The organism is Rhizobium sp. Leaf453 (genome assembly GCF_001425605.1).
GTDB lineage: Bacteria > Pseudomonadota > Alphaproteobacteria > Rhizobiales > Rhizobiaceae > Pararhizobium.
The window spans coordinates 1-19,214 of record NZ_LMRG01000010.1 but is presented as its reverse complement, the minus strand read 5'-3'; the positions used below and the strand labels follow the sequence as shown (position 1 = coordinate 19,214).

At 57.8% G+C, this 19,214-nt stretch carries 20 protein-coding genes and 2 pseudogenes; 10 read left to right on the top strand and 12 right to left on the bottom strand.

Annotated features, from left to right (window positions below):
• Positions 1–1,245, bottom strand: coding sequence for a GAF domain-containing sensor histidine kinase (locus ASG68_RS12545; RefSeq protein ID WP_062601957.1), 1,245 nt, complete (start codon positions 1,243–1,245; stop codon positions 1–3).
• Positions 1,246–1,540: 295 nt separating this feature from the next.
• Here ASG68_RS12545 and ASG68_RS12540 point away from each other — a divergent pair, with 295 nt between their 5' ends.
• From ASG68_RS12540 to ASG68_RS12520, 5 genes are all read left to right on the top strand, one after another.
• The gene (locus ASG68_RS12540; RefSeq protein WP_062577200.1) at positions 1,541–2,560 is read left to right on the top strand and encodes an ABC transporter substrate-binding protein; all 1,020 of its coding nucleotides are present in this window, start codon (positions 1,541–1,543) and stop codon (positions 2,558–2,560) included.
• A 103-nt stretch (positions 2,561–2,663) separates the two neighbouring features.
• Positions 2,664–4,124 carry an ATP-binding cassette domain-containing protein gene (locus ASG68_RS12535; protein ID WP_062577196.1) on the top strand — a complete coding sequence of 487 codons (1,461 nt, stop codon included), beginning with the start codon at positions 2,664–2,666 and terminating at the stop codon, positions 4,122–4,124.
• Positions 4,121–5,065: an ABC transporter permease gene (locus ASG68_RS12530; RefSeq protein ID WP_062577193.1), complete on the top strand. Its 945-nt coding sequence runs from the start codon at positions 4,121–4,123 to the stop codon at positions 5,063–5,065. Before ASG68_RS12535 ends, ASG68_RS12530 begins: the two co-directional genes overlap by 4 nt.
• Positions 5,062–6,003, top strand: coding sequence for an ABC transporter permease (locus ASG68_RS12525; protein ID WP_062609765.1), 942 nt, complete (start codon positions 5,062–5,064; stop codon positions 6,001–6,003). The genes ASG68_RS12530 and ASG68_RS12525 overlap by 4 nt, the downstream gene beginning before the upstream one ends.
• A gap of 25 nt (positions 6,004–6,028) precedes the next feature.
• The gene (locus ASG68_RS12520; protein WP_062609763.1) at positions 6,029–6,943 is read left to right on the top strand and encodes an SMP-30/gluconolactonase/LRE family protein; all 915 of its coding nucleotides are present in this window, start codon (positions 6,029–6,031) and stop codon (positions 6,941–6,943) included.
• 110 nt (positions 6,944–7,053) lie between these two features.
• Here ASG68_RS12520 and ASG68_RS30620 read toward each other — a convergent pair.
• Positions 7,054–7,622: pseudogene (locus ASG68_RS30620) on the bottom strand (dihydroxy-acid dehydratase); the annotation flags it as partial.
• 211 nt (positions 7,623–7,833) lie between these two features.
• On the opposite strand from ASG68_RS30620, the gene ASG68_RS12505 reads away from it, so the two are divergent.
• Positions 7,834–8,076, top strand: a complete 243-nt coding sequence (locus tag ASG68_RS12505) for a type II toxin-antitoxin system ParD family antitoxin (protein WP_062577187.1) — start codon at positions 7,834–7,836, stop codon at positions 8,074–8,076.
• Entirely contained in the window at positions 8,073–8,366 is a 294-nt protein-coding gene (locus ASG68_RS12500; RefSeq protein ID WP_062609757.1) for a type II toxin-antitoxin system RelE/ParE family toxin, read from the top strand. The genes ASG68_RS12505 and ASG68_RS12500 overlap by 4 nt, the downstream gene beginning before the upstream one ends.
• Positions 8,367–8,462: 96 nt before the next feature.
• Here ASG68_RS12500 and ASG68_RS33030 read toward each other — a convergent pair whose 3' ends face one another.
• The 4 genes and pseudogenes from ASG68_RS33030 to ASG68_RS12480 all read right to left on the bottom strand — a co-directional run.
• On the bottom strand, positions 8,463–8,810 hold the full coding sequence (locus ASG68_RS33030; protein WP_413814012.1) for an FCD domain-containing protein: 348 nt from the start codon (positions 8,808–8,810) through the stop codon (positions 8,463–8,465).
• 331 nt (positions 8,811–9,141) lie between these two features.
• Positions 9,142–9,537, bottom strand: coding sequence for a glycogen/starch synthase (locus ASG68_RS12490; protein ID WP_156384873.1), 396 nt, complete (start codon positions 9,535–9,537; stop codon positions 9,142–9,144).
• 294 nt (positions 9,538–9,831) lie between these two features.
• Entirely contained in the window at positions 9,832–10,695 is an 864-nt protein-coding gene (locus ASG68_RS12485; RefSeq protein ID WP_200951803.1) for an SDR family oxidoreductase, read from the bottom strand.
• 375 nt (positions 10,696–11,070) lie between these two features.
• A pseudogene (locus tag ASG68_RS12480) lies at positions 11,071–11,359 on the bottom strand (Ku protein); the annotation flags it as partial.
• A 347-nt stretch (positions 11,360–11,706) separates the two neighbouring features.
• On the opposite strand from ASG68_RS12480, the gene ASG68_RS30615 reads away from it, so the two are divergent.
• Both ASG68_RS30615 and ASG68_RS12470 read left to right on the top strand, forming a co-directional pair.
• Positions 11,707–12,273 (top strand): hypothetical protein, encoded by a 567-nt coding sequence (locus ASG68_RS30615; RefSeq protein WP_082477974.1) that lies wholly within the window; start codon positions 11,707–11,709, stop codon positions 12,271–12,273.
• A gap of 426 nt (positions 12,274–12,699) precedes the next feature.
• Entirely contained in the window at positions 12,700–13,146 is a 447-nt protein-coding gene (locus ASG68_RS12470) for a hypothetical protein (protein ID WP_062577172.1), read from the top strand.
• A 767-nt stretch (positions 13,147–13,913) separates the two neighbouring features.
• On the opposite strand, the gene ASG68_RS12465 is transcribed toward ASG68_RS12470, so the two are convergent.
• Together ASG68_RS12465 and ASG68_RS12460 are read right to left on the bottom strand one after the other, a co-directional pair.
• Positions 13,914–14,132, bottom strand: a complete 219-nt coding sequence (locus tag ASG68_RS12465) for a hypothetical protein (protein ID WP_062601953.1) — start codon at positions 14,130–14,132, stop codon at positions 13,914–13,916.
• Between the two features lie 100 nt (positions 14,133–14,232).
• On the bottom strand, positions 14,233–14,805 hold the full coding sequence (locus ASG68_RS12460; RefSeq protein ID WP_156384872.1) for a hypothetical protein: 573 nt from the start codon (positions 14,803–14,805) through the stop codon (positions 14,233–14,235).
• A 255-nt stretch (positions 14,806–15,060) separates the two neighbouring features.
• On the opposite strand from ASG68_RS12460, the gene ASG68_RS12455 reads away from it, so the two are divergent.
• Positions 15,061–15,324: a hypothetical protein gene (locus ASG68_RS12455; RefSeq protein WP_062577170.1), complete on the top strand. Its 264-nt coding sequence runs from the start codon at positions 15,061–15,063 to the stop codon at positions 15,322–15,324.
• 173 nt (positions 15,325–15,497) lie between these two features.
• Here ASG68_RS12455 and ASG68_RS12450 read toward each other — a convergent pair whose 3' ends face one another.
• The 4 genes from ASG68_RS12450 to ASG68_RS31740 all read right to left on the bottom strand — a co-directional run.
• Positions 15,498–15,926 carry a response regulator gene (locus tag ASG68_RS12450; protein WP_062577169.1) on the bottom strand — a complete coding sequence of 143 codons (429 nt, stop codon included), beginning with the start codon at positions 15,924–15,926 and terminating at the stop codon, positions 15,498–15,500.
• Positions 15,927–16,680: 754 nt separating this feature from the next.
• Positions 16,681–17,627, bottom strand: a protein-coding gene (locus tag ASG68_RS30605) for an IS630 family transposase (protein WP_200951806.1) whose coding sequence is annotated in 2 segments (ribosomal slippage) — positions 16,681–17,288 and positions 17,288–17,627 — 948 coding nt in all. Because the reading frame shifts where the segments join, the coding sequence is not laid out codon by codon here.
• 739 nt (positions 17,628–18,366) lie between these two features.
• Entirely contained in the window at positions 18,367–18,765 is a 399-nt protein-coding gene (locus ASG68_RS12430) for a hypothetical protein (RefSeq protein ID WP_062601951.1), read from the bottom strand.
• Positions 18,766–18,954: 189 nt separating this feature from the next.
• Positions 18,955–19,214: hypothetical protein (locus tag ASG68_RS31740; RefSeq protein WP_162247274.1), on the bottom strand; the 260-nt coding region annotated here is incomplete at its 5' end.

Below are 19,214 nucleotides of genomic sequence, written 5' to 3'. Positions count from 1 at the left end.
TCATCCGGAATGGGTGGCCGAAACGGGAGCCGTCTGCGAAATTGGCAAGCTAACCTCGACCGAGGTGCCTTCGCATTCCTTGTTCCGCACAACCTCGAAGCGGGCGGAGATCAGCCTTGCGCGGGTACGCATGTTGTCAATGCCGCTGCCCTGCCGCGTCTGGTTCGGCGGAATGCCTGTGCCGTTATCGCACACCGCGATACGGAGAGTGGCCGGCGTAGCGCACATTTCGACGACAATGCGCTTGGCATTGGCATGCCGGATGGCGTTGTTGATGGCTTCCTGGACGATGCGGAACAGCGCAGTTGCGACATTCTGCGGAAGTGCGTCGATTACGCCCTGGGTCTTATCAGCGATGTTCCAGTCGACAGACAGGCCGCTGTCGCGGACCGAGCGCTCCAGATGGTTCTCGACCGCTTGGGCGAAACCAAAGAGTTGCAGCACCGTCGGCCTGGCCTCCTCGATGATCTGACGGACATCGTGCATGCAGTGCTGGACGCTGCGAATAATCGGGTCGAGTTCTTCTGTGGAGACGGTTGGCGCGTTTGCGAGTTTTTCCAGCTTGCGCGACAGTCTGGTGAGGTCGGCCAACGTCTGGTCGTGCAAGTCCATGCCGATGCGCTGGCGCTCGGTCTCCAGTGCCTCGGTAAGCCTCAGCGCGCCGAGCCGTAGACCTTCCTCGCGGGCCCGCGCCTCGGCCTCGACGATCGCTGAGGCGCGGGCCTGCTCGGCGGCGCGCAATGCATAGAAGTAAGGCGCCAGCAGGTCACCGATCGAACGGGCGTTTTCGAGATCGTTCGATGTGTAAAGCCCGATCTGGTGGCTGGAGCATGAGAGCGCGCCAATGATCTTACCCTGGACCTTCAGCGGTACATGCAGGCGCGCGCGAAGATTGCTTTCGAAGATTGGCGCGGAATAGGAACCTTTATAGTGAAAGCGCGGGTCCTCGCAGGCATTGTCGGTCAACATGGTCTCGACCTCACCATAGAGCAGACTGCGGATCGGGCTGTTGGAAATCGGCGCTGGTGGGGTTTGGCCCCACGCTGTTTCGAAGGGGCTCTCGTGAGCAGTGTGATACTTGCCGTCGAGCGTTATGATGCAGACATCCATATGGTCATGAGGGATAATATGGCTGACCTCGGCCGCCACGGCGCGTATGACGGAATGAAAATCGAGCTGGCCGGCGAGCAGGCGCGAAATGGTTAGGTACTGGTCGAGAAGGGTCGATGATGTCGGGCCGAGCATGTCGGGACCTCCTCCCGTTCAGGCGCTGTTCCAATCGCCCATGCTGCTCATATATTGAGGCAAGAGCACCCTTCAGTCCTGCGGCATCCCGCATATTTTCTGCGGGAACCCGCAAACTGCGTGCCGAGACCTGACTAGGCAACCATGGCGTTATCGGCCATCATGCTCTTACTGAGGCCATGTGCTTAGCGCAAGGGCGTAGGACAACGGTCTCGGTGCAATAACAGTTTCGGTTACCGTGAGGAGACGGTGTCGGAATGCGGCCGAAAGAGGGCCGACCAGAGGGAGAGAGATTATGAACAACAGGACAATACTGCTGGCGTCAGCTGCTGTGCTCGTCGCCTTAATGCCGATGTCCGCATCTGCCGATACGTCGGATAAGAAAATTGCGCTGTCCAACAATTATGCCGGCAATTCCTGGCGTCAGGCCATGCTGACCAGCTGGGACAAGGTGACCAAGGAAGCCGTAAAGGCCGGCGTGGTTGCGGCAGCCGACCCGTTCACGACAGCCGAGAACCAGGCGACCGAGCAAGCCGCGCAGATCCAGAACATGATCCTCGAAGGCTATAACGCCATCGTCATTAACGCCGCTTCGCCGACCGCGCTCAACGGTGCCGTCAAGGAAGCCTGCGATGCCGGCATCGTCGTCGTGTCCTTCGATGGCATCGTCACCGAGCCTTGCGCCTATCGCATCGCCGTCGATTTCAAGGCGATGGGGATGAGTGAAGTCGAATATCTCGCCAAGAAGATGCCCGATGGTGGCAATCTTCTCGAAATCCGCGGCCTCGCCGGTGTTTTCGTCGATGACGAGATCTCCGCCGGCATCCACGAAGGCGTGAAGAAGTATCCGCAGTTCAAGATCGCCGGCTCGGTCCATGGCGATTGGGCGCAAGACGTGGCCCAGAAGAATGTCGCCGGCATCCTCCCAAGCCTGCCCGAAATCGCCGCTGTCGTAACACAGGGCGGTGACGGCTATGGTGCCGCGCAGGCATTCGCTGCCGCCAAACGTCCGACCCCGCTCATCATCATGGGCAATCGCGAGGACGAATTGCAGTGGTGGAAGCAGCAGAAGGATGCGAGCGGCTATGAGACCATGTCGGTCTCGATCGCGCCGGGCGTATCGACGCTCGCCTTCTGGGTCGCCCAGCAGGTGCTCGATGGTCAGAAGGTGCCGCAGGATCTGGTCGTGCCCTTCTTGCGCATCGACCAGGACAATCTCGAAAAGAACCTCGAAACCACCCAGAAGGGCGGCGTTGCCAATGTCGAATATTCGCTCGACGACGCCAAGAAGGTGATCGCGGACGCGGCCAAGTAAGGACGTGCATCGGCGCCTCTGGCGCGATGGAAATGGATTGCCGGCGGGGTAGGCTTGCCGGCAATCGTTCGACTTCCCTGAAATTTCGAGCGTAAACCGGTTCATGACTGACGCCGCCCAGAATATCTCCGTCGTGGCCGCCGAGGGGGTCAAGGTCCATTTCGGCCCGGTCAAGGCGCTCGACGGTGTTGATCTTACGATCGAGCCCGGCGAGTGCGTCGGCCTTGTCGGTCATAACGGCGCCGGCAAATCAACCATCGTCAATGTCATCAATGGCGGGCTTGCGCCGCATGACGGCGCGGTTCGCTATGCCGGTCGCGATGCCGGCACGGGTATCGCCGTTGCGCGGGCCAATGGCGTGCGCTGCGTCTTCCAGGAACTTTCTCTCTGCCCGAACCTGACGGTGGTGGAGAACACCCGCGTCATGCATCCGGAACTGAGGGGCTTCGGCTGGCGCGGCCGGGCGCTGTCCATCATCCGTGCCAAGCTCGACGAGATTTTTCCCGGCCATCATATCGATTGCACCGCCGCCGTCGAAGATCTCTCGATCGCGGAGCGGCAGATGGTGGAAATATCCATCATCTTCGCCAGGGTGCATGAAGCGCCGCGCCTTGTCATCCTTGACGAACCCACGTCCTCGCTCGATGCCGGTCTCGCAAGGCAGCTGATGGACTATGTACGGAGATTCGTGGATGGGGGCGGTTCGGTGCTGCTGATCTCGCATATCCTCGGCGAAATTCTTTCCACCGCCGACCGTATTGTCGTCATGAAGGACGGCAGGGTTGTTGCCAGCCGCCAAGTGTCGATGTTCGACGTCGGCAGCCTCGTGCAGGCTATGGGGAACGTGGTCAAGGAACAGGCGCGCAACGCCACTGTCGTCCAGTCGAGCGGCACGCCACTGGTTGATCTGCCGGCTATCCGGGGCAGGGGCCTGCCGTTTCGAGCACACAAGGGCGAGGTGATCGGCCTTGCAGGTCTTGCCGGCCACGGCCAGACTGACATGCTCCTCTCGCTCTACCGCACGCTGAGCAGCGACTGGCTACCCGGTCAAGGCAGCGCGGTGGCCTTCGTCGCCGGCGACCGCAGTCTCAACGGAACGTTTCCGCTGTGGAGCATTCTCAACAATCTTTCGATCTCGTCGCTGGGCGGCTTCGCCACCGCCGGTTTCGTCAAGCGTGACCATGAAAAGACGCTAGGCGAGGATTGGAAGAAGCGTATCGAAATCCGCACGCCCGACATGAAGAACGGCATCCTGTCCCTGTCCGGCGGCAATCAGCAGAAGGTGCTCTTCGCCCGGGCGCTCTCCACCCGCGCTACCATGGTGCTGATGGACGACCCGATGCGTGGCGTCGATGTCGGGACCAAGCAAGAGGTCTACTCCATGTTGCGCGCCGAAGCCGCCGTTGGCCGCACCTTCCTCTGGTACTCGACCGAGATGGATGAAATCCGCCTTTGCGACCGCGTCTATGTCTTCCGCGACGGGGTGATATCGGCCGAGCTCGTAGGCGACGATATCACCGAGGGTAGGGTGCTGGAAGCGTCCTTCGAGGGAGAGGCGGCATGACGGTCTTAAGTTCCTCGACCATCCGTCAGATCGTGCCGGCCCTGTCGCTTGCCGTTTTGCTCGGCGCGGTCTTCTATATCCAGCCGCGGGCCATGAGCTATATGGGGCTGAACCTGCTGTTCAATCTCGCCGTGCCGATCGCGCTCGCGACCGTTGCCCAGATGATGATCATGGCAGTCAACGACCTCGATCTTTCCATGGGCACATTCGTCAGCTTTGCCGCCTGCGTCACCGCCACCTTCCTACAATCCGATCCCGTCATCGGCATCCTGATCCTGGCGGGCGCTATCGCCGCCTACGCCGTACTCGGAATTGTCATCCATCTCAGGGAGTTGCCGTCGATCGTCGTGACGCTCGGCATGAGCTTCGTCTGGGGCGGGCTTGCCGTGCTGATCCTGCCTGCACCTGGCGGCGCCGCGCCGGAATGGGCGCGCTGGCTGATGACGTCGAAGCCGCCCTTCGTGCCGATGGCGATTGTCGCCTCCGTCATCATCGCCGTCATCGCCCACTTTGTGGTGATGCGCTCGACCTTCGGCGTGCTGGTGCGCGGCGTCGGTGGCAATGCGCGCTCGGTGGAACGCGCCGGCTGGTCCGTGCTGGCGATCCGCGCCGGCGCCTATGCGACGGCCGGCTTCCTCGCTGTTCTCTCCGGCATTCTGCTCGTCGGCCTCACGACTTCGGCGGACGCCAATATCGCGCTGCGCTATACGCTACTTTCTATCGCAGGCGTTATTCTCGGCGGTGGCGAGTTTGTCGGTGGGCGCGTTTCGCCCGTTGGCGCCGTCATCGGCGCGCTGACGCTGGCACTCGCCGGCTCTTTCCTGTCTTTCTTAAGGATTTCACCGGACTGGCAGATTGGCGCGCAAGGGGCGATCCTGATCACCGTGCTCGGCGTCCGTCTGCTGCTCAACCGGTCGGAAAAGCGGGAGAAGCGGGCATGAGCTTTGCGTCGCGCCACCCTTGGGTCTGGGCCTATCTCGCCACATCGATCGTATGGCTGATCACTATCCTGTTCACCGGCGGCACTAGCGCCGGCGGATTGACCCAGGCCGCCTTCACCTTCGCTGCCTTCTCTGTGATCGTCGGGATCGGTCAGATGTTCGTGATCACGCTCGGGCCGGGCAATGTCGATCTCTCGGTGCCCGCCACCATGACGCTGGCCGGTACGCTGTCTCTGAAATACATGGATGGTGGCGAGGGCCTGGTTCTGGCCGGCTTTGGTATCGCCGTCGCGGTCGGCGTGGTTGTCGGCATCGTCAACTACGCGCTGATCAAGCTTTTGCGCATTCCGCCGATCATTGCCACGCTGTCGATGAGCTTCATCGTGCAATCAACCGCCATCTGGTCCAACCGCGGCCTTCGCGTGAAGCCGCCCGAAAGCCTCGCGAGCTTCACAACATCGGATATCGGTGGCGTTCCGAACATCGCCCTCTTCGCCGTCTTGCTTGCTGTCTTCGCCTGGTTCCTGCTCGAAAAGAGCATCTATGGCCGCTGGATCTCGGCGATCGGCCAGTCGCAATTTGCGGCCCGCATGGCCGGGATACCCGTCGATGGTACGCGCTTTGTCACCTATGTGGTCTGCGCCGTGCTCGCCGCGATCTGCGGCTTCCTGTTTGCAAGCTTCTCCGGCGGTGCCGCGCTCAACATGGGAGCGGAATATCTGCTGACCTCGATCGCCGTCGTCGTTATCGGCGGCTCGGCGGTGGCCGGCGGCAATTCCAATGTGCCGGGTATCTGGGGCGCGTCACTCTTTATGTTCCTTGTCGTCTCGATGCTCAACACCTATGGCTTCGGCGCGGGTGTCCGGCTCATCCTGACGGGTCTCATCATCATTTCAGTCATTCTGGTCGCGAGCGGCAAGTTCAAAACTGGCCGCTAGAACCCACCAGTCTCGGGGAGGGAAAATGACTTCACCTTCGATCTACGAAATCCACGATCCGCGCTTCCGCCATCTCGTCGTCGGCAGCGCCGGCCTGGACGAACTGTATTCCGGTTGCCGCTGGGCCGAGGGTCCTGTCTGGTTTGCCGATCTCAACTGCCTCCTCTGGAGCGACATCCCCAATGAGCGGATGATGCGCTATTCGCAGGATGGCGATGTCTCGGTGTTCCGGCCACGCTCCGATTTCACAAATGGCAATACCCGCGATAACCAGGGTCGGCTGGTCTCCTGCCAGCACGGCACGCGCCGGGTCGTGCGCACCGAGATCGATGGCACGATCACCGTGCTCGCCGACAGCTACGAGGGCAAGCGGTTGAATTCGCCCAACGACGTCGTGGTCAAGTCGGACGACACGATCTGGTTCACCGATCCGAGCTACGGCATTATGTCGAACTACGAGGGCTTCAAGGCCGAAGAGGATCAGGCAACGCGCAATGTCTACCGCCTCGATCCCAAGCGCGGCACCTTGACCGTCGTCGCCAACGATTTCGGCCAGCCCAACGGCCTTGCCTTCTCACCTGACGAAACGAAACTCTATGTCGCCGATTCCTGGTCGAGCCATGATACAAACTGGCCGGCGCATATTCGCAGCTTCGATGTTCAGGCAGGTGGCACCTTGACGGGGGGCGAGGCGCTCTGCGTGACCGACAAGGGGCTGCCGGACGGTTTCCGCGTCGATGTGGCGGGCAATATCTGGTCGAGCGCCGGCGATGGCGTACATTGCTTTGCGCCCGACGGCACCCTGCTCGGCAAGATCCTAGTGCCGCAGACGGTATCCAACCTGACATTCGGCGGTCCGCGGCGTAACCGGCTCTTCATCACGGCCACTAAATCGCTCTATGCGGTCTATACGGCGACGATGGGCATACGGTTTTGTTGATATCCTGCAACGGGAAAGTGAACGCCGCCCGCCCTGTTTTCCGGATCGAGGCGGACCAGGAATTCAGAGGCGTTGCGTGATTGTCTTAACGCAACAAGCCTTCGTTGCACTCAGTGATGCCAGGGTGGCACCTTTGCGATCTGGCGGGACGTGTCCGCATGCCTGATGGTGGCGCCGTCGGCCAATTGCGTGACGGTCTGGCCGTAAAGCATTTGCCAGGGGGTGGCGTCGGGCCGGAATGGCCGGGATGCCTTCGTTTTCCGCTGGGCGGTTTGCGCGTCGTCGACTAGCATGTCACACCGGCCGGCGACCAGCTGTCCGCGGTTCCGGATTGTCGGCCATCGCCGATCGTCGGGAGGCTTATGATGCCGCGCTTAAGCAGGTGGTCCGGCGGCTGCATGTTGACGACTTCGGCCGAGCCGAGCCAGTCGAGCGGACCTACACCGCGGATCACAAGGATCGAACGCTCGTCGATGGCGAGAGAAGGATCGTTGATCCGCTTGTGGTAATCCTTGGATCCGTCGAACACCACCGCCTTGCCTTCGAATACGCCCTCATGGCCGGGATCGCTCAGGTAACGCTGGCGGAAACCCTCCCATGCGATGCTCATCTTCATGATGGCGAAATCGAAAAGATTGCCCTTCAGCACCAGGCAGCCGGCACGTTCGCGCAAGGACTCAAGAGCAGAGGCGTTACCGCCGGATATCCGCGCTGCTTCTCATGTTGTTCGTCAGCATTGCCCGCACGGAGTTGCTAAACGGCTTTAGTTCCATAAATAGGCGTAATCCCACCTGCAGAAACATGGGGGACAGTTCCGACCCATACTGATGTAGGGATATTTGACAAACTTTGCCAAAATCGAATACAATCCTTTGAAATGGAGGTTTCCGATGGCGACAATGAACGTATCTCTTCCAGACCCAATGAAAGATTGGGTGGAGGCGCAGGCCCGGACTGGACGATATTCGAACGCGAGCGACTACGTGCGGGACCTCATCCGACGCGACCAGACACGAAACGACAAGATTGCCGCCATGCAAAGTTTCGTCGAGGCCGGGCTCCAAAGTGGCGTTGGTATTCGATTAAAGGATGAACTCTTCGCTGAGGCGATGGCTCGTGCCAGCAAGTCATGAGTTTTAAACTTTCTGTCGAGGCGGAAGAAGACATCATTGCGATCGCCGAGCAGGGTGCCCGTGTGTTCGGAGTAGATCAGGCAAAACGCTACCACGATGAACTTTTCGCATTATTTGATCTGATAGCTGCTAACCCACGCATCGCGCGTGAACGGAATGAGATCGAACCGCCAGTCAGAATCCATCCCTTCAAAGCACATCTCATCGTCTATCGGTTTGAAGACGATGAAAAGATTTTCGTAGTGCGAATTCGCCACGGGCATGAAGATTGGGCAAGTATATCAATGTAGCGCCACGGATGGAGCTCTGAGGGTTAGTGTGCCTTTGGTCAAGAGCTTTTACATTTCCTCTCAGTTGAAATATCCCCTACGCCAGCGCCGTGTTTTTTACGATCCACTCGTCGACGGATTTCTGCCCACGCTGGATTTCCGGAACGCCTCCTTGATAATCTCGAGCGTTAAAGCGAAATGCTTATATGCAGTGCGGTAGGCTTTATCCAGATCCTGCGCGATAATGCTCTCTACGAGATCCGTATGTTCCTCGCGCCCCCGTTGGAGATAGTGGGAAGGGTAGGGCTCCGCTCCGAATCGCATAGTTGCTTTTGAACTCAGCTGGGCCGTCAGGGCGGCGAGCTCGTCGTTGGCGGCCATATTCGTAATCTGATGGTGCAAAGCGACATCGACGCGGCGTGCCGAGGCGGGATTGCCGGTAGCAAGGAACTCCTCCAGAATCAGCGCCAGTTCGCGCGCCTGCTAGGACGAGCGCCTTTCTGCTGCAGTCCGTGCCTTCCCTCAGACGCGGTATCTCCGCCTCAAGCACTCGGTGGGGTATACCCGTAACGACTTGCTCCAGATCTACATTCGCGACGAAGTCCGCCTCCGCGTCCCCGCTTCGATCCCGACCTCGATCCTGCCGATCCCATGGTCAAGGAGTTGGCCGCCATCGACGCCGTGATCGCCCGCTCGGAAGCGGCCATCACCGAAGTGCAGTCGGCCGGCCGGCGCGTCTCCTCTCAGAGACCGATGGTCTGCCGCCCGATCCTAACAGGCATAGTCATGGTGGGGCTTACGGTCGTGACGGCGTCTGCCAGGGCGATGCCAGCTTCAAGGAAACGGACGCCCCCATAGTACTCGAGTTTTTCCGTCGAGAAGAAGTCACCCGGCAACTGAAGTTCGCGAAAGTTTTCAGGCAGGACTGACCTTGAAATGCGAGATTGTGGACTGAAAGCACGACGGGCACCGATGCGCCGATCGCCTTCAGGTACGCGGCCGCAAGCCCGCTTTGCCAATCATGCAGATGCACGATGTCCGACCGCCAACCACCAAGGCCATTCGCGGCGATCTGTGCCGCCGCAGACGACAGGGCGGCAAAGCATTTCCAGTTGTCACTGTAGTCCGCTCCTTCGCGGTCCAAATACGGGCCGCCATCGCGGTAGAAGAGAACAGGGATGATCACAGCCATCCCGTCATGGCGACCTGAATAAACCTTCGCGGTCTCGCCTAGCAGCTCCACGTCAGCCTATGGCGCGCGTCGACCAGTTTTTCCAGAGTACCCGCATAGCCGCGCATGATCGTCCGGATGTTGATCCCTACGACGTCAACGCTTTCGGAAGCGCTCCCGTCACGTCGCCAATCCGCCAGTATTGATGAGGGGATAAACTTCCGATGCGGCGGACAAGACTTGCATGCATTGAACTCCACGAAACTAGCGGTGCCCGGCCGATCAACAGGCGTCGTTTGGTATTCAGTCGCCGATCTAGATCATGATCTCTCCCCCGGTCACAGGGATGACAGCGCCCGTCATATAGCTACCGAGATCGGACGCGAGGAGTACGTAAGCCCCTGCAAGTTCCGCTGGCTGTCCGGCACGGCCGATCAGCGTCTGCTTGCCGAACGATGCAGACTTTTCGGGTGGCATCGTTGATGGGATAAGCGGCGTCCAAATCGGGCCAGGGGCAACCGCATTGACGCGTATCCCCTTGTCGGAAACCATCTCTGCAAGGCCGGCAGTGAAATTTGAAACGGCCCCTTTCGTTGAAGCATACGCAAGCAACGATGATGATGGCTGCCGTGACTGGATTGATGTCGTGTTGATAATCGAGCTGCCAGGCTTCATGTGGCGTATTGCGGCCCTCGAGAGATAGAAGGGCGCGTAGATATTTGTCCGGAAGGTCTCATCCCATTCGTCAGCAGGGATGTCCTCTATGGAATTATAGGTTCGCTGAAAGGCGGCATTGTTAACGAGGATGTCAATGCTTCCCAGTTCTTCGACAGCCCTCTCCACCAAGGCGTTGCAGAAGGCCTCGCTCTTGATGTCACCAGGGGCGACCACAGGTTGGCGACCAGCGTTCCGTACCCAGCGGGCCGTCTCTTCCGCGTCTTCGTGCTCGCTCAGATACGAAACCAGGATATCGGCACCCTCGCGGGCAAATGCGATCGCCACCGCTCTGCCAATACCGGAATCTCCACCTGTGATCAATGCCACTTTGCCTTTCAAACGCCCCAATCCTTTATATGACTGCTCGCCATGATCAGGAACCGGCTGCATGAGCTTGGTCTCGCCCGGAGGTGCCTGTTCTTGTTTTGGCTGGGGCGGCATTGGGCGATTGTCTTGAGGCATGGCGATCTCCTGATTTATGGCACCGGAGAACGACCCAAACCATGACAGGTTCCCCCCGGCGTTCGCACACGCGCAAAAATACCCTATCAGGGGTAGGCTGGGCCGGAAGACCCTTGGGAAGCGCGCCATACCAGATGGAGTGGATCCGACCACACAGTTCACACATCAGAGGCCGGCGACTTGGAGGGCCACTGACCGGCAGATCGCTCCATTTCCACTTTTCTTCACGGGCTGTCGTATACATAATCCAGCCGCCAAAAACACATGCCTTACGCCCGGTCGGACAAAACCAAGTTTTTTAAGCGCGCCCATATGCTCGATACGGAGGTCGGCCAAGCAGAGAAGGCCGATCCGCCTGAAGTCGCAAAGGCAGGGTTCGAGCAAGCTTTCCTGGATCGGGTCGGACACCATATCCGGCGACCAATCCTTCAGCCGTTTTTGGTGACTGCCTCAAGTGTTGAAACGCCTTCGGCATCCGCCTTCTTATCTATGCCAGTAAAATACTCGCTTTCCGGCCGCACCTCATCTCCGAAGCGAAGCGTCCACACGATGACGCCTTCGCCGCGCGCTTCCAGCACAACCGCCCGTTCTCGACGGCCGAGGACTACACGAGAGTGCCAACGCCGTCCTCTGCTTCCATGGCTTGCCGTACGAGTGTGAAAGCTATGGGCGCTCTATGGGACGAGAAGACTTCTTCGGCTTGCCGCGTAACCGTCATCTGATCGGGTCAATTCCACTTCACCGAACGCTTACAGTGTAGGATGGGACTTTTAATCATTCGTGACCCGCGCTCCAGGATCAACTCCTCAACCTCGAAAACGCGCTCCACCAGCTCTTGACGCACTCAAGGGGTAGCGTTGTAGGCTTAAGTCCTAGCCCTATTAAGACCTAGGGTCGGAGCGTTACCGCATAGGTCCTAAAGGACGAAACAATACCTGATTCTCCAAGTTTGCCACCATGCTTCGACAGCGATTGCAGGTCGTAGCTTCAATGGAAAACAAGGAGATAGAGATGAAAACCCTTACATCGTTTGTTCTCGCTGCCGCACTTCTCGCGAGCTCGACTACCACCGTTTTTGCCCAGTCCAGCAGCACAGTCGGAACAGGCGGAACCAATGTCGGAGACGGAACCGCAAACAGCACAGTCGGGACTGCAGGATCCTCTGCCGGCGGTACCGAGTGTCCTGCAGGTAGCACGGACTGCAATGGTTCCGCATCAACTCTTGCAACGGGCGGCACGTCTGTCGGCGATGGTCAGGCCAGCAGCTCGGTTGGAACCGCAGGCTCGGCTGCGGGCGCAGGTGATGGGGCGGGTGCTGCCTCCACGCTCGGGACGGGCGGCACATCCGTTGGTGACGGAAAAGCCAGCAGCTCGGTTGGTACGGCAGGGTCGGCGGCCGGGAACGGCGAAGGCTCTGGTGCTGCGTCGACGCTCGGAACGGCTGGGACCTCTGTCGGTGACGGTGACGCCAGCAGTTCGGTGGGAACCGCGGGTAGCGCTGCTGGTGCCGCGCAGGACGACACGTCCAACAAGAAATGCCCTCCCGGCAAAGCCAAGAAGAACGACGGCTCTTGCTAATTGTTCAATCACGCCGGCTGCGATCAAGCAGCCGGCCTTTGCAGGAGAATTACAATGATCCGGAAAATCTTGACGACAGCATTCGGTGTCTCCCTGTGCGGCGCAGCCCTGGCGGAGACGATAAAGCTGGACGATGGCACAACGTGCACGATCATCGAAAGCACCAGCGTAACAGACGCAGGCAACTCCACGACCGTTACAGCTGGGGGTGGCAAGGTCAGCTCTTCGACGAGAGTTGGAGGCAAACCGACTACCACGCATTCCGCTGGCGGCTCCACGTCTGGTGCGAGTGCCACCGCATCGGGTGACGGGACAACAAGCGCCCTTTCCACCTCAAGCATAACCCGTCCGGACGGTGCAGTCGTCACACGGAACTCGGATGGCACATGCTATGTCGAAAAAGCCAAGCCATAAGGAGGTTTTGTGATGCGCTACGTTTTACCCCTTGTCGCAAGCCTTGCGATGATTATGTCGGCCTCAGCCGGAATATCCCACGCTGAAGATTGTGCTGCTGCCGGCACGGTCGGCTCCGGTGGCAGTGCTTCAGCAGACGGAACATCTGCAAGTACCCTTGGAACTGCAGGTGCATGCGTGACCGACGATGGATCAACTGCCTCGATCGGCTCGGCCGCCAGCGCTGCTTCTATCGATGGTAAGGCGAAAAGCCGAACCAAAATTCAGGAGAACGACAATCAGTTGAAAGCGCAGTCGAAGGCGCAAGCCCTGGATCAGGGAACATTCAGTAAATCGCAGACCAAAACACGGGCCAACGGCGACGAACTCGAGAGCCGCACCCGGACCATGTCTCATGTACCAGGTCAAAAGCCGGTCAAGAGCACGTCGGAAAATAGCGTTATCTTACCCGTCGAATGAGGTGGTACTGCCAAGACGTACCGGCTCTTAGGGCCGGTACCACGCCGTCACTGCGCCGACGTACCTGCCAATCGGGGAGTCGTCGCAGCCCACCCTGAATGGCGACGCTAAGCGCGCGGAGTTTTTCACGGTAAGCCTTATACCGCTCCACTAATCAAAGTCAGTTTTTAGTTCTGATCAGCTGCAAGTGTTGACTTCTTAGCCTCGCAGTAGATTCCTACAATGAGAACGAAGACGCCGATATATACAAAAAGAACAAAAGCCCACTGATAGCCCAAAAGCCCTTTGCAAGAAGGCCACGGCTCCGCAAATCCAATGCATGCAAAACGATCAGTGCGGTGAGATAGCGGCAAACGCGGTCAAACTTTTGTCCTTCGCCGTCGAGTTTTTCCAGAACACGCGAAGCCGGTTCGCTTGCGGTCACTCCCGGTAGCGGCTTCACTTCTGCATTACAGAAAATATCTTAGCGGAACGCTGATAACCGCCACCCCAGGATCAAAAACAAAACCCTCCCACGTTGCCGCAGGAGGGGAACCGGGTTTAATGTCTACCGGCAGAAGAACTCAGAAGCGGCGCCCCACTTGTGCAACGGGCTTCAGTTTAGCCCAAGGACCTTGAGGAATATCTAAATCAGGTCGCGTTGAAGCGAAGTTACCTCAATTTACAATACGCGGGGTTATCTTTCAGTTATGCAAATAGCTGTGTTCTCCCCAAATGGCGCATTTGATCAAAACAGGACAATACGTGCTAGGGGAGGGGACGCCTGGCTAATCTCGATTTTCAAAAGCGAGGATCTGAACCAGTTTTTCCGGATCACGTGCAACTGACTTGTAGAGCGCTATGATCGAGCGCGCCAAACGGCGGACGTTCTCGGGATTTCCGCGATATACAGTTTCGAGTTTTAGCTTCTCGAACACGCTTTCCATGATCATCAGGTCTGACTCGCTCAACTCAATTTTTTCCGTTGAGGTTAGGTACTCGCGCATCCTGCAGTCCTCTCCCTATCACTGCGCCAAACCAATGCTGTCCCGATGAAAGCGGGAAACTGCGGAGCCCGCAAGCCCCGCACGTCGATAGATACCAATCTCAACCGCGTACAGCGAGATGCCGTCGGACCTCATCGATTTTGCCCGCTCTTGGCCCAACGCCCAAGACATATTTTGCCCAGCTCAGCGTCTCGTCCGATATGGTTTCAGTCCCCGCCGCTTTGGCAAGGGCGTCACGCAACGCTTGGTCCGAAAGGTCCTCATCGGTTGGGATTGAGCCTTCGCCGTACTTCAGTTCATATTCGGCATATTCCCGGACATAGGAAAACAACTCTTGAAATCTCGGATCATTCGAATTGAGGTAGGCGTGATAATTCCGGTTCAGAGAGTTTAAGCCTGCTTTGTAAGATACGTCTGACTTGGAGCTCTTGACTGAGGCGCTTTCTCGCTGAAGCGCTTTTGATGAGCGGCGCTCTTGTGCCTTCGAGGCGGAATTGTCGCGTCCTCTGTCGACTGAGGAATTTTTGCCACTATCGCCTCTACTTTCATGCCCTCCACCGCTATTGCCGCGGTTGCCGCCGTCTTTCGCTAACGAGTAGCTTGGGCTACCCGCCAACGCCACTCCGATCGCAATAGCCGCCGTCGAGATTGTTCGGGTCATGTTCATCGTCATTCTCCTTCCTTTGAAGCCAAATCTGGCCTGTTGGAATGAAGGAGGGTGGCGCTGTTACGAAGTGTGGCAAGGACCAGTAGACCAATGCCCCTCCGTTGAGACCAAAGTCCTATGCGCCGCGAACCCCGCTCCGCACCATCATATGTCCCTATCGTCCAACTTGCTGTTGGCTCATTAGTCGGAGCAAATCAGTCTCCGGATGTTGAAGAGGTATCTGGTTGTTGGTTGCCGCGTCCGCGTATTGAGGAAATACTTATGGCTTTCTCAAATGAATTTCCAAACGACGTCTGGGCAGCGATTTCCGCTATTGAAGGTGTGTCCGAGGAATACTTCGAGGACCATGCAGCAATTGTCATTGCGCGGGCAATCCTGGCTGAAAGGAAGATTTGGGTGGACCGGATGTCTTGGACGCTGCAAGATGGTGCTGAACGCAACGGGTTCAATTCGACACAACGAGATCTCGATATCTCTTCTGTGGCGTCTGGATCGGACGCTGTCTCCGGGCCTCACTCACATTAGGGGCCGCTCAAGTCGGCGTCTGAATTGATGAATAACGCCCCGGTCCAGCGCACGCAGACCGGGGCTACCATACGTGATGAAATACCGTCGCAGGACGGGTCACCTTAAAACGTTCTTATCAAAGCATAACTTTGTGCAGACGTTGAGTCCCATTTTCGCGCGGAACATCACTTTCACTCGATCTGCTGATGAGGGTCTCGGTCGGTGATCGCCAACCGCACCGCAGCGATCAGTTCTCCGTCTACGAATGGCTTACTGACCCAGGCCTCTACCTTGAAGTCATTTGGAAGATCCGACGGATCTCCGCCGGAGCAGAAGATTACAGGGACGCCCCGCGCCTGTAAGATCAGCGCAATGGCCAAGCCGTCGCCGTCGCGCAGGTGCAGATCAAGCACGGCGGCCGCCGGGCTGCTGCGCTCAAGCCATCTCAACGCGTCGCTTCGTGACGATCGGATTTCGGCCGTTAGTCCCGCTGCCCTAAGAACCTCATCAATATCCAGTGCGATAAAGGGCTCGTCCTCGACCACGAGGATGGCTTCACAACGACGGGGTAATGTCACGACCTCCAAGTGAGTTAGGTCTGAAATATCCGTCTGTGGCATGGCTCTGCTCCGGGAAAGCGCTTCGAGATGTCATGTCCCTGTTCGAAGCAAAATCCCTTCGATTTCTTGACCAGGATTTTCAGCCGATGCGCAAAAGCACATCGCAGGCCATCAGAGTTTCCGCATACCTAACGCCTCTTTGCAACGCTCGTTTGTTGTTACCTGCCAGTTAATTGTCTTTAGGCGCCGCGAACGATAGCTGTTCAAAGCTGCGCGCGCCAAAGTCAACCGGATCGTTGCTAGATTTTCGGGTCGGTTTACAATAGTGGCATGTCCGAGAAACGGAACTCTGCCGCTACAAAAATTCTGCGGTCAAGGATCGTACGATTTCGGCTGAGCCGGAACTCGGGATGTACGATGCAGACAGATGCCGAGCCAGTGCGGTTGCTGATCGATGCGCAGGGTGCCGAAGAACTCATCGAAGAGTGTATGAAGCTTTTGGGGTTTCCATCAACGATGGATGTGGAGCCCTGAACTCGCTCCCCTAGATCAAACGAGCGGCGCTGCCTTGATCGATAGATTGACTGTCAATATGGTGTCTGGAGCCGGCAGAAGATCCCCATCCCATGGCCGGTCAGAGACCTGGCAATTTACCTTCCCCGGTTAGCCAGGTCTCGCCCAGCCTGAAGGTTCTATGTAAGTCCTCTGTACGTTCTGCAATATACCCAAAGGTAATCCTTGCAAGGACCGAAACGTGAACAGAACTGCACCCCGCCGCCCCAAGATCACTCCAGCAATTTAGAGCGTTTCCCTGTCATGTTGGATCATAGCCGCAGGAGTTGAAGTAGTTCTGGGCTTCTTGCGGTTCGACCATATCAATCAGCTTGCCGATGCGATCCCACAGTCCGGTGACGGTTCTCTCCGCAGCTTTTCGCAGGAGAGCCTTGAGCTTGGAGAAGGCCTTCTCAATGGGGTTGAAGTCCGGGCTGTAGGGTGGAAGGAACATCATTGTCGCGCCGACTGCCTCGATCAGTTCCCTTGCTGCCGGTCGTTTGTGGCTGGACAGATTGTCGAGGATGACAACGTCCCCTGGTTTCAATGTCGGAACCAGAACCTTAGCGACATACGCCTCGAACCATTCACCGTTGATCGGTCCGTCTATGACAAGTGGCGCGACCATTCCCGTGTTGCGGAGGCCCGCAACCAGTGTAGTCGTCTTGCGATTACCGTGAGGGAAACCCATCCGCAACCGTTCGCCCTTGCGGCATCGCCCGTGAGTACGGGCCATATTGGTCGCGGTCCAGGTTTCGTCGATGAACACGAGCCGCTCTGGATCGAGATCGAGTTGCTCCTCGAACCAGCATTGCCGCTTTTCCAGCACGTCCGGACGGCTTTGCTCTACCGCATGGCCAGTCTTTTTTTGCGCGTTTGTTCGTGCCGGACAAGAAAGCGATGCAGCGCCGACTTGCTGATGGAAATGCCTTGGTCAGCCAAGGCTTTGCGAAGCTCGAAAAGGGTGCCGTCCCGGTGCTCGCCGAGCCAGGTCATGATCAGATCGGCATGCGCTTCTGTCTTGTGGGAATTGCGGTCGCCGCCGAGTGGACCGGGTCGAACATTTCCCTGCTGGATTTGCAAGTGACGCCAACGGCTCACGCTGGCTGCGCTAACGCCGAAACGCTCGGCAGCCTCTCTATGCGATGCGCCGCCGTTCACGGCAGCGAGCACACGTATGCGAAGATCAACGGAAAGGGCTCTCGACATATCTGCCGACCTCCATCGGCAGATAGTTTGAATCAGAACGAGACTGATTTGCAAAGCCATCCGATTCAATCAGTCAGGGAAACGCTCTAATACGACGTGTGCAGCCCCAAGCCGATCCATACGACGGACTCAATGGCGTTGGCTGCGGCGCAGGCGTATTGTCGTTGGCTGTATTTTGCGGCTCTGTCTGCATCTTATCGAAGATAGCCCGACACACTGCCGAGGCAACCCCGCTCCCCAACTTCAAGTGCGGGTATCCAAAAGCTTCTTCACGCGCTTGACCGAGTAGCCATCGCGCAGATCATCGACCCGACCGCATGGAAGAACGAAGGCGGCTTCATGGTTGAGCAGACCCATTCAGGGCCGGCTCTTATAGCAGCTGTTCAGAGCAGAACCTACATGCTGCGGACTGCTCGCGCCCTCCCAGCGGGGGTACAGAATGGCTAGAGATCAGTTGGCTAATTACTTAGGCCCCGAATATCTAGCTCCGCGTCGGCAAGTTCGGCCTCCCAGAGAGCGACATCATCTCGCGTCGCTTCCTTGGGAAAAACGTCAGCCGCGTAAGCATTCAGCATCGCAAGTGCCGTATTCCGGCGAGCTTCAGCCACGCTTCTCAAGAGCTTTAGAATTGCTACTTGGTCAAAATCTTCAGTCATTGACTGGCAGTACTTGCTTTTCTCAAGACAAGCAAGTTGGTGGCCACAGCTCCCATCGCCCCAGACGAATCAAAATCCGCAAATTAGTCGGTGACTTGCATTGAAAACGTGCAGGTAATGTTTTCCATAAACGCAGTGCGACTTTGGTAAAGCGACATTTTGTAGACGACGCCCTCCGCAGCCTGGTCTTCAAAAGTCGCCGGAAAGATCTTGATATCGGTCAACAACCCCAACTGGTCGCTCTTTGATATTTCAAAGCCGCAGTCGTCATTGCTTGCTTGAACCGAAAATTTCATCTGCTGACCTCGCAAAGAACGTATCGTATACACAGCTGCCGATCCGCCAGCCGTCATACCCGAAACGCTCGTTGGAACATCACTGTTTGAGAGGAATATTTCCTGCGGTCCATCCACGGCGAAACTCAAGGATGGGGCAACAGCTAAGAAACTCACCGCGACGAGGCATCGAACGAAACCGTGCATAGCTTTCTCCAAAGGAGAGACTAGCGCACGTAGTCGGTAGAATAGCAAGCGGCTAGTTTATTTGGTATTCACTCGATCCTGAACCCCGCGCGCCTGGATCATAGGCGGGTCACTCAGCCCCGCCATCCACCTTCACCAAGTGACCGACCAGGCGAACCCATCCTCAACGTCGACATGCCAGCGCACGCTTCAATGCTTCATCGGATATCCGTTGAGCGCATCCTCGATTGGGATGGTCGCCACGACTTTGTCGTTCCAGTCTAGAACGTCGAGCGCAATGATATCGAGGCTGATGTTTAAATCTATCGCTTCACGGTGTGTTTCGGCGTGGAATATTGACCCCTCTGGCGGGGTGACCGGCGTCCAATTTTGACCCCCCACCTGTTTCGTCTGACCATCCGTCTTTTGCTGGCGACCTGTTTCGTCTGACCATCCGTCTTTTGCTGGCG

What these genes read in the sequence shown, in the direction of transcription:
- ASG68_RS12545 (WP_062601957.1), bottom strand. Translation starts at nt 1,245, where the DNA reads ATGCTCGGCCCGACATCATCGACCCTTCTCGACCAGTACCTAACCATT.
- ASG68_RS12540 (WP_062577200.1), top strand. Translation starts at nt 1,541, where the DNA reads ATGAACAACAGGACAATACTGCTGGCGTCAGCTGCTGTGCTCGTCGCC.
- ASG68_RS12535 (WP_062577196.1), top strand. Translation starts at nt 2,664, where the DNA reads ATGACTGACGCCGCCCAGAATATCTCCGTCGTGGCCGCCGAGGGGGTC.
- ASG68_RS12530 (WP_062577193.1), top strand. Translation starts at nt 4,121, where the DNA reads ATGACGGTCTTAAGTTCCTCGACCATCCGTCAGATCGTGCCGGCCCTG.
- ASG68_RS12525 (WP_062609765.1), top strand. Translation starts at nt 5,062, where the DNA reads ATGAGCTTTGCGTCGCGCCACCCTTGGGTCTGGGCCTATCTCGCCACA.
- ASG68_RS12520 (WP_062609763.1), top strand. Translation starts at nt 6,029, where the DNA reads ATGACTTCACCTTCGATCTACGAAATCCACGATCCGCGCTTCCGCCAT.
- ASG68_RS12505 (WP_062577187.1), top strand. Translation starts at nt 7,834, where the DNA reads ATGGCGACAATGAACGTATCTCTTCCAGACCCAATGAAAGATTGGGTG.
- ASG68_RS12500 (WP_062609757.1), top strand. Translation starts at nt 8,073, where the DNA reads ATGAGTTTTAAACTTTCTGTCGAGGCGGAAGAAGACATCATTGCGATC.
- ASG68_RS12490 (WP_156384873.1), bottom strand. Translation starts at nt 9,537, where the DNA reads ATGGCTGTGATCATCCCTGTTCTCTTCTACCGCGATGGCGGCCCGTAT.
- ASG68_RS12485 (WP_200951803.1), bottom strand. Translation starts at nt 10,695, where the DNA reads ATGCCTCAAGACAATCGCCCAATGCCGCCCCAGCCAAAACAAGAACAG.
- ASG68_RS30615 (WP_082477974.1), top strand. Translation starts at nt 11,707, where the DNA reads ATGAAAACCCTTACATCGTTTGTTCTCGCTGCCGCACTTCTCGCGAGC.
- ASG68_RS12470 (WP_062577172.1), top strand. Translation starts at nt 12,700, where the DNA reads ATGCGCTACGTTTTACCCCTTGTCGCAAGCCTTGCGATGATTATGTCG.
- ASG68_RS12465 (WP_062601953.1), bottom strand. Translation starts at nt 14,132, where the DNA reads ATGCGCGAGTACCTAACCTCAACGGAAAAAATTGAGTTGAGCGAGTCA.
- ASG68_RS12460 (WP_156384872.1), bottom strand. Translation starts at nt 14,805, where the DNA reads ATGACGATGAACATGACCCGAACAATCTCGACGGCGGCTATTGCGATC.
- ASG68_RS12455 (WP_062577170.1), top strand. Translation starts at nt 15,061, where the DNA reads ATGGCTTTCTCAAATGAATTTCCAAACGACGTCTGGGCAGCGATTTCC.
- ASG68_RS12450 (WP_062577169.1), bottom strand. Translation starts at nt 15,926, where the DNA reads ATGCCACAGACGGATATTTCAGACCTAACTCACTTGGAGGTCGTGACA.
- ASG68_RS12430 (WP_062601951.1), bottom strand. Translation starts at nt 18,765, where the DNA reads ATGCACGGTTTCGTTCGATGCCTCGTCGCGGTGAGTTTCTTAGCTGTT.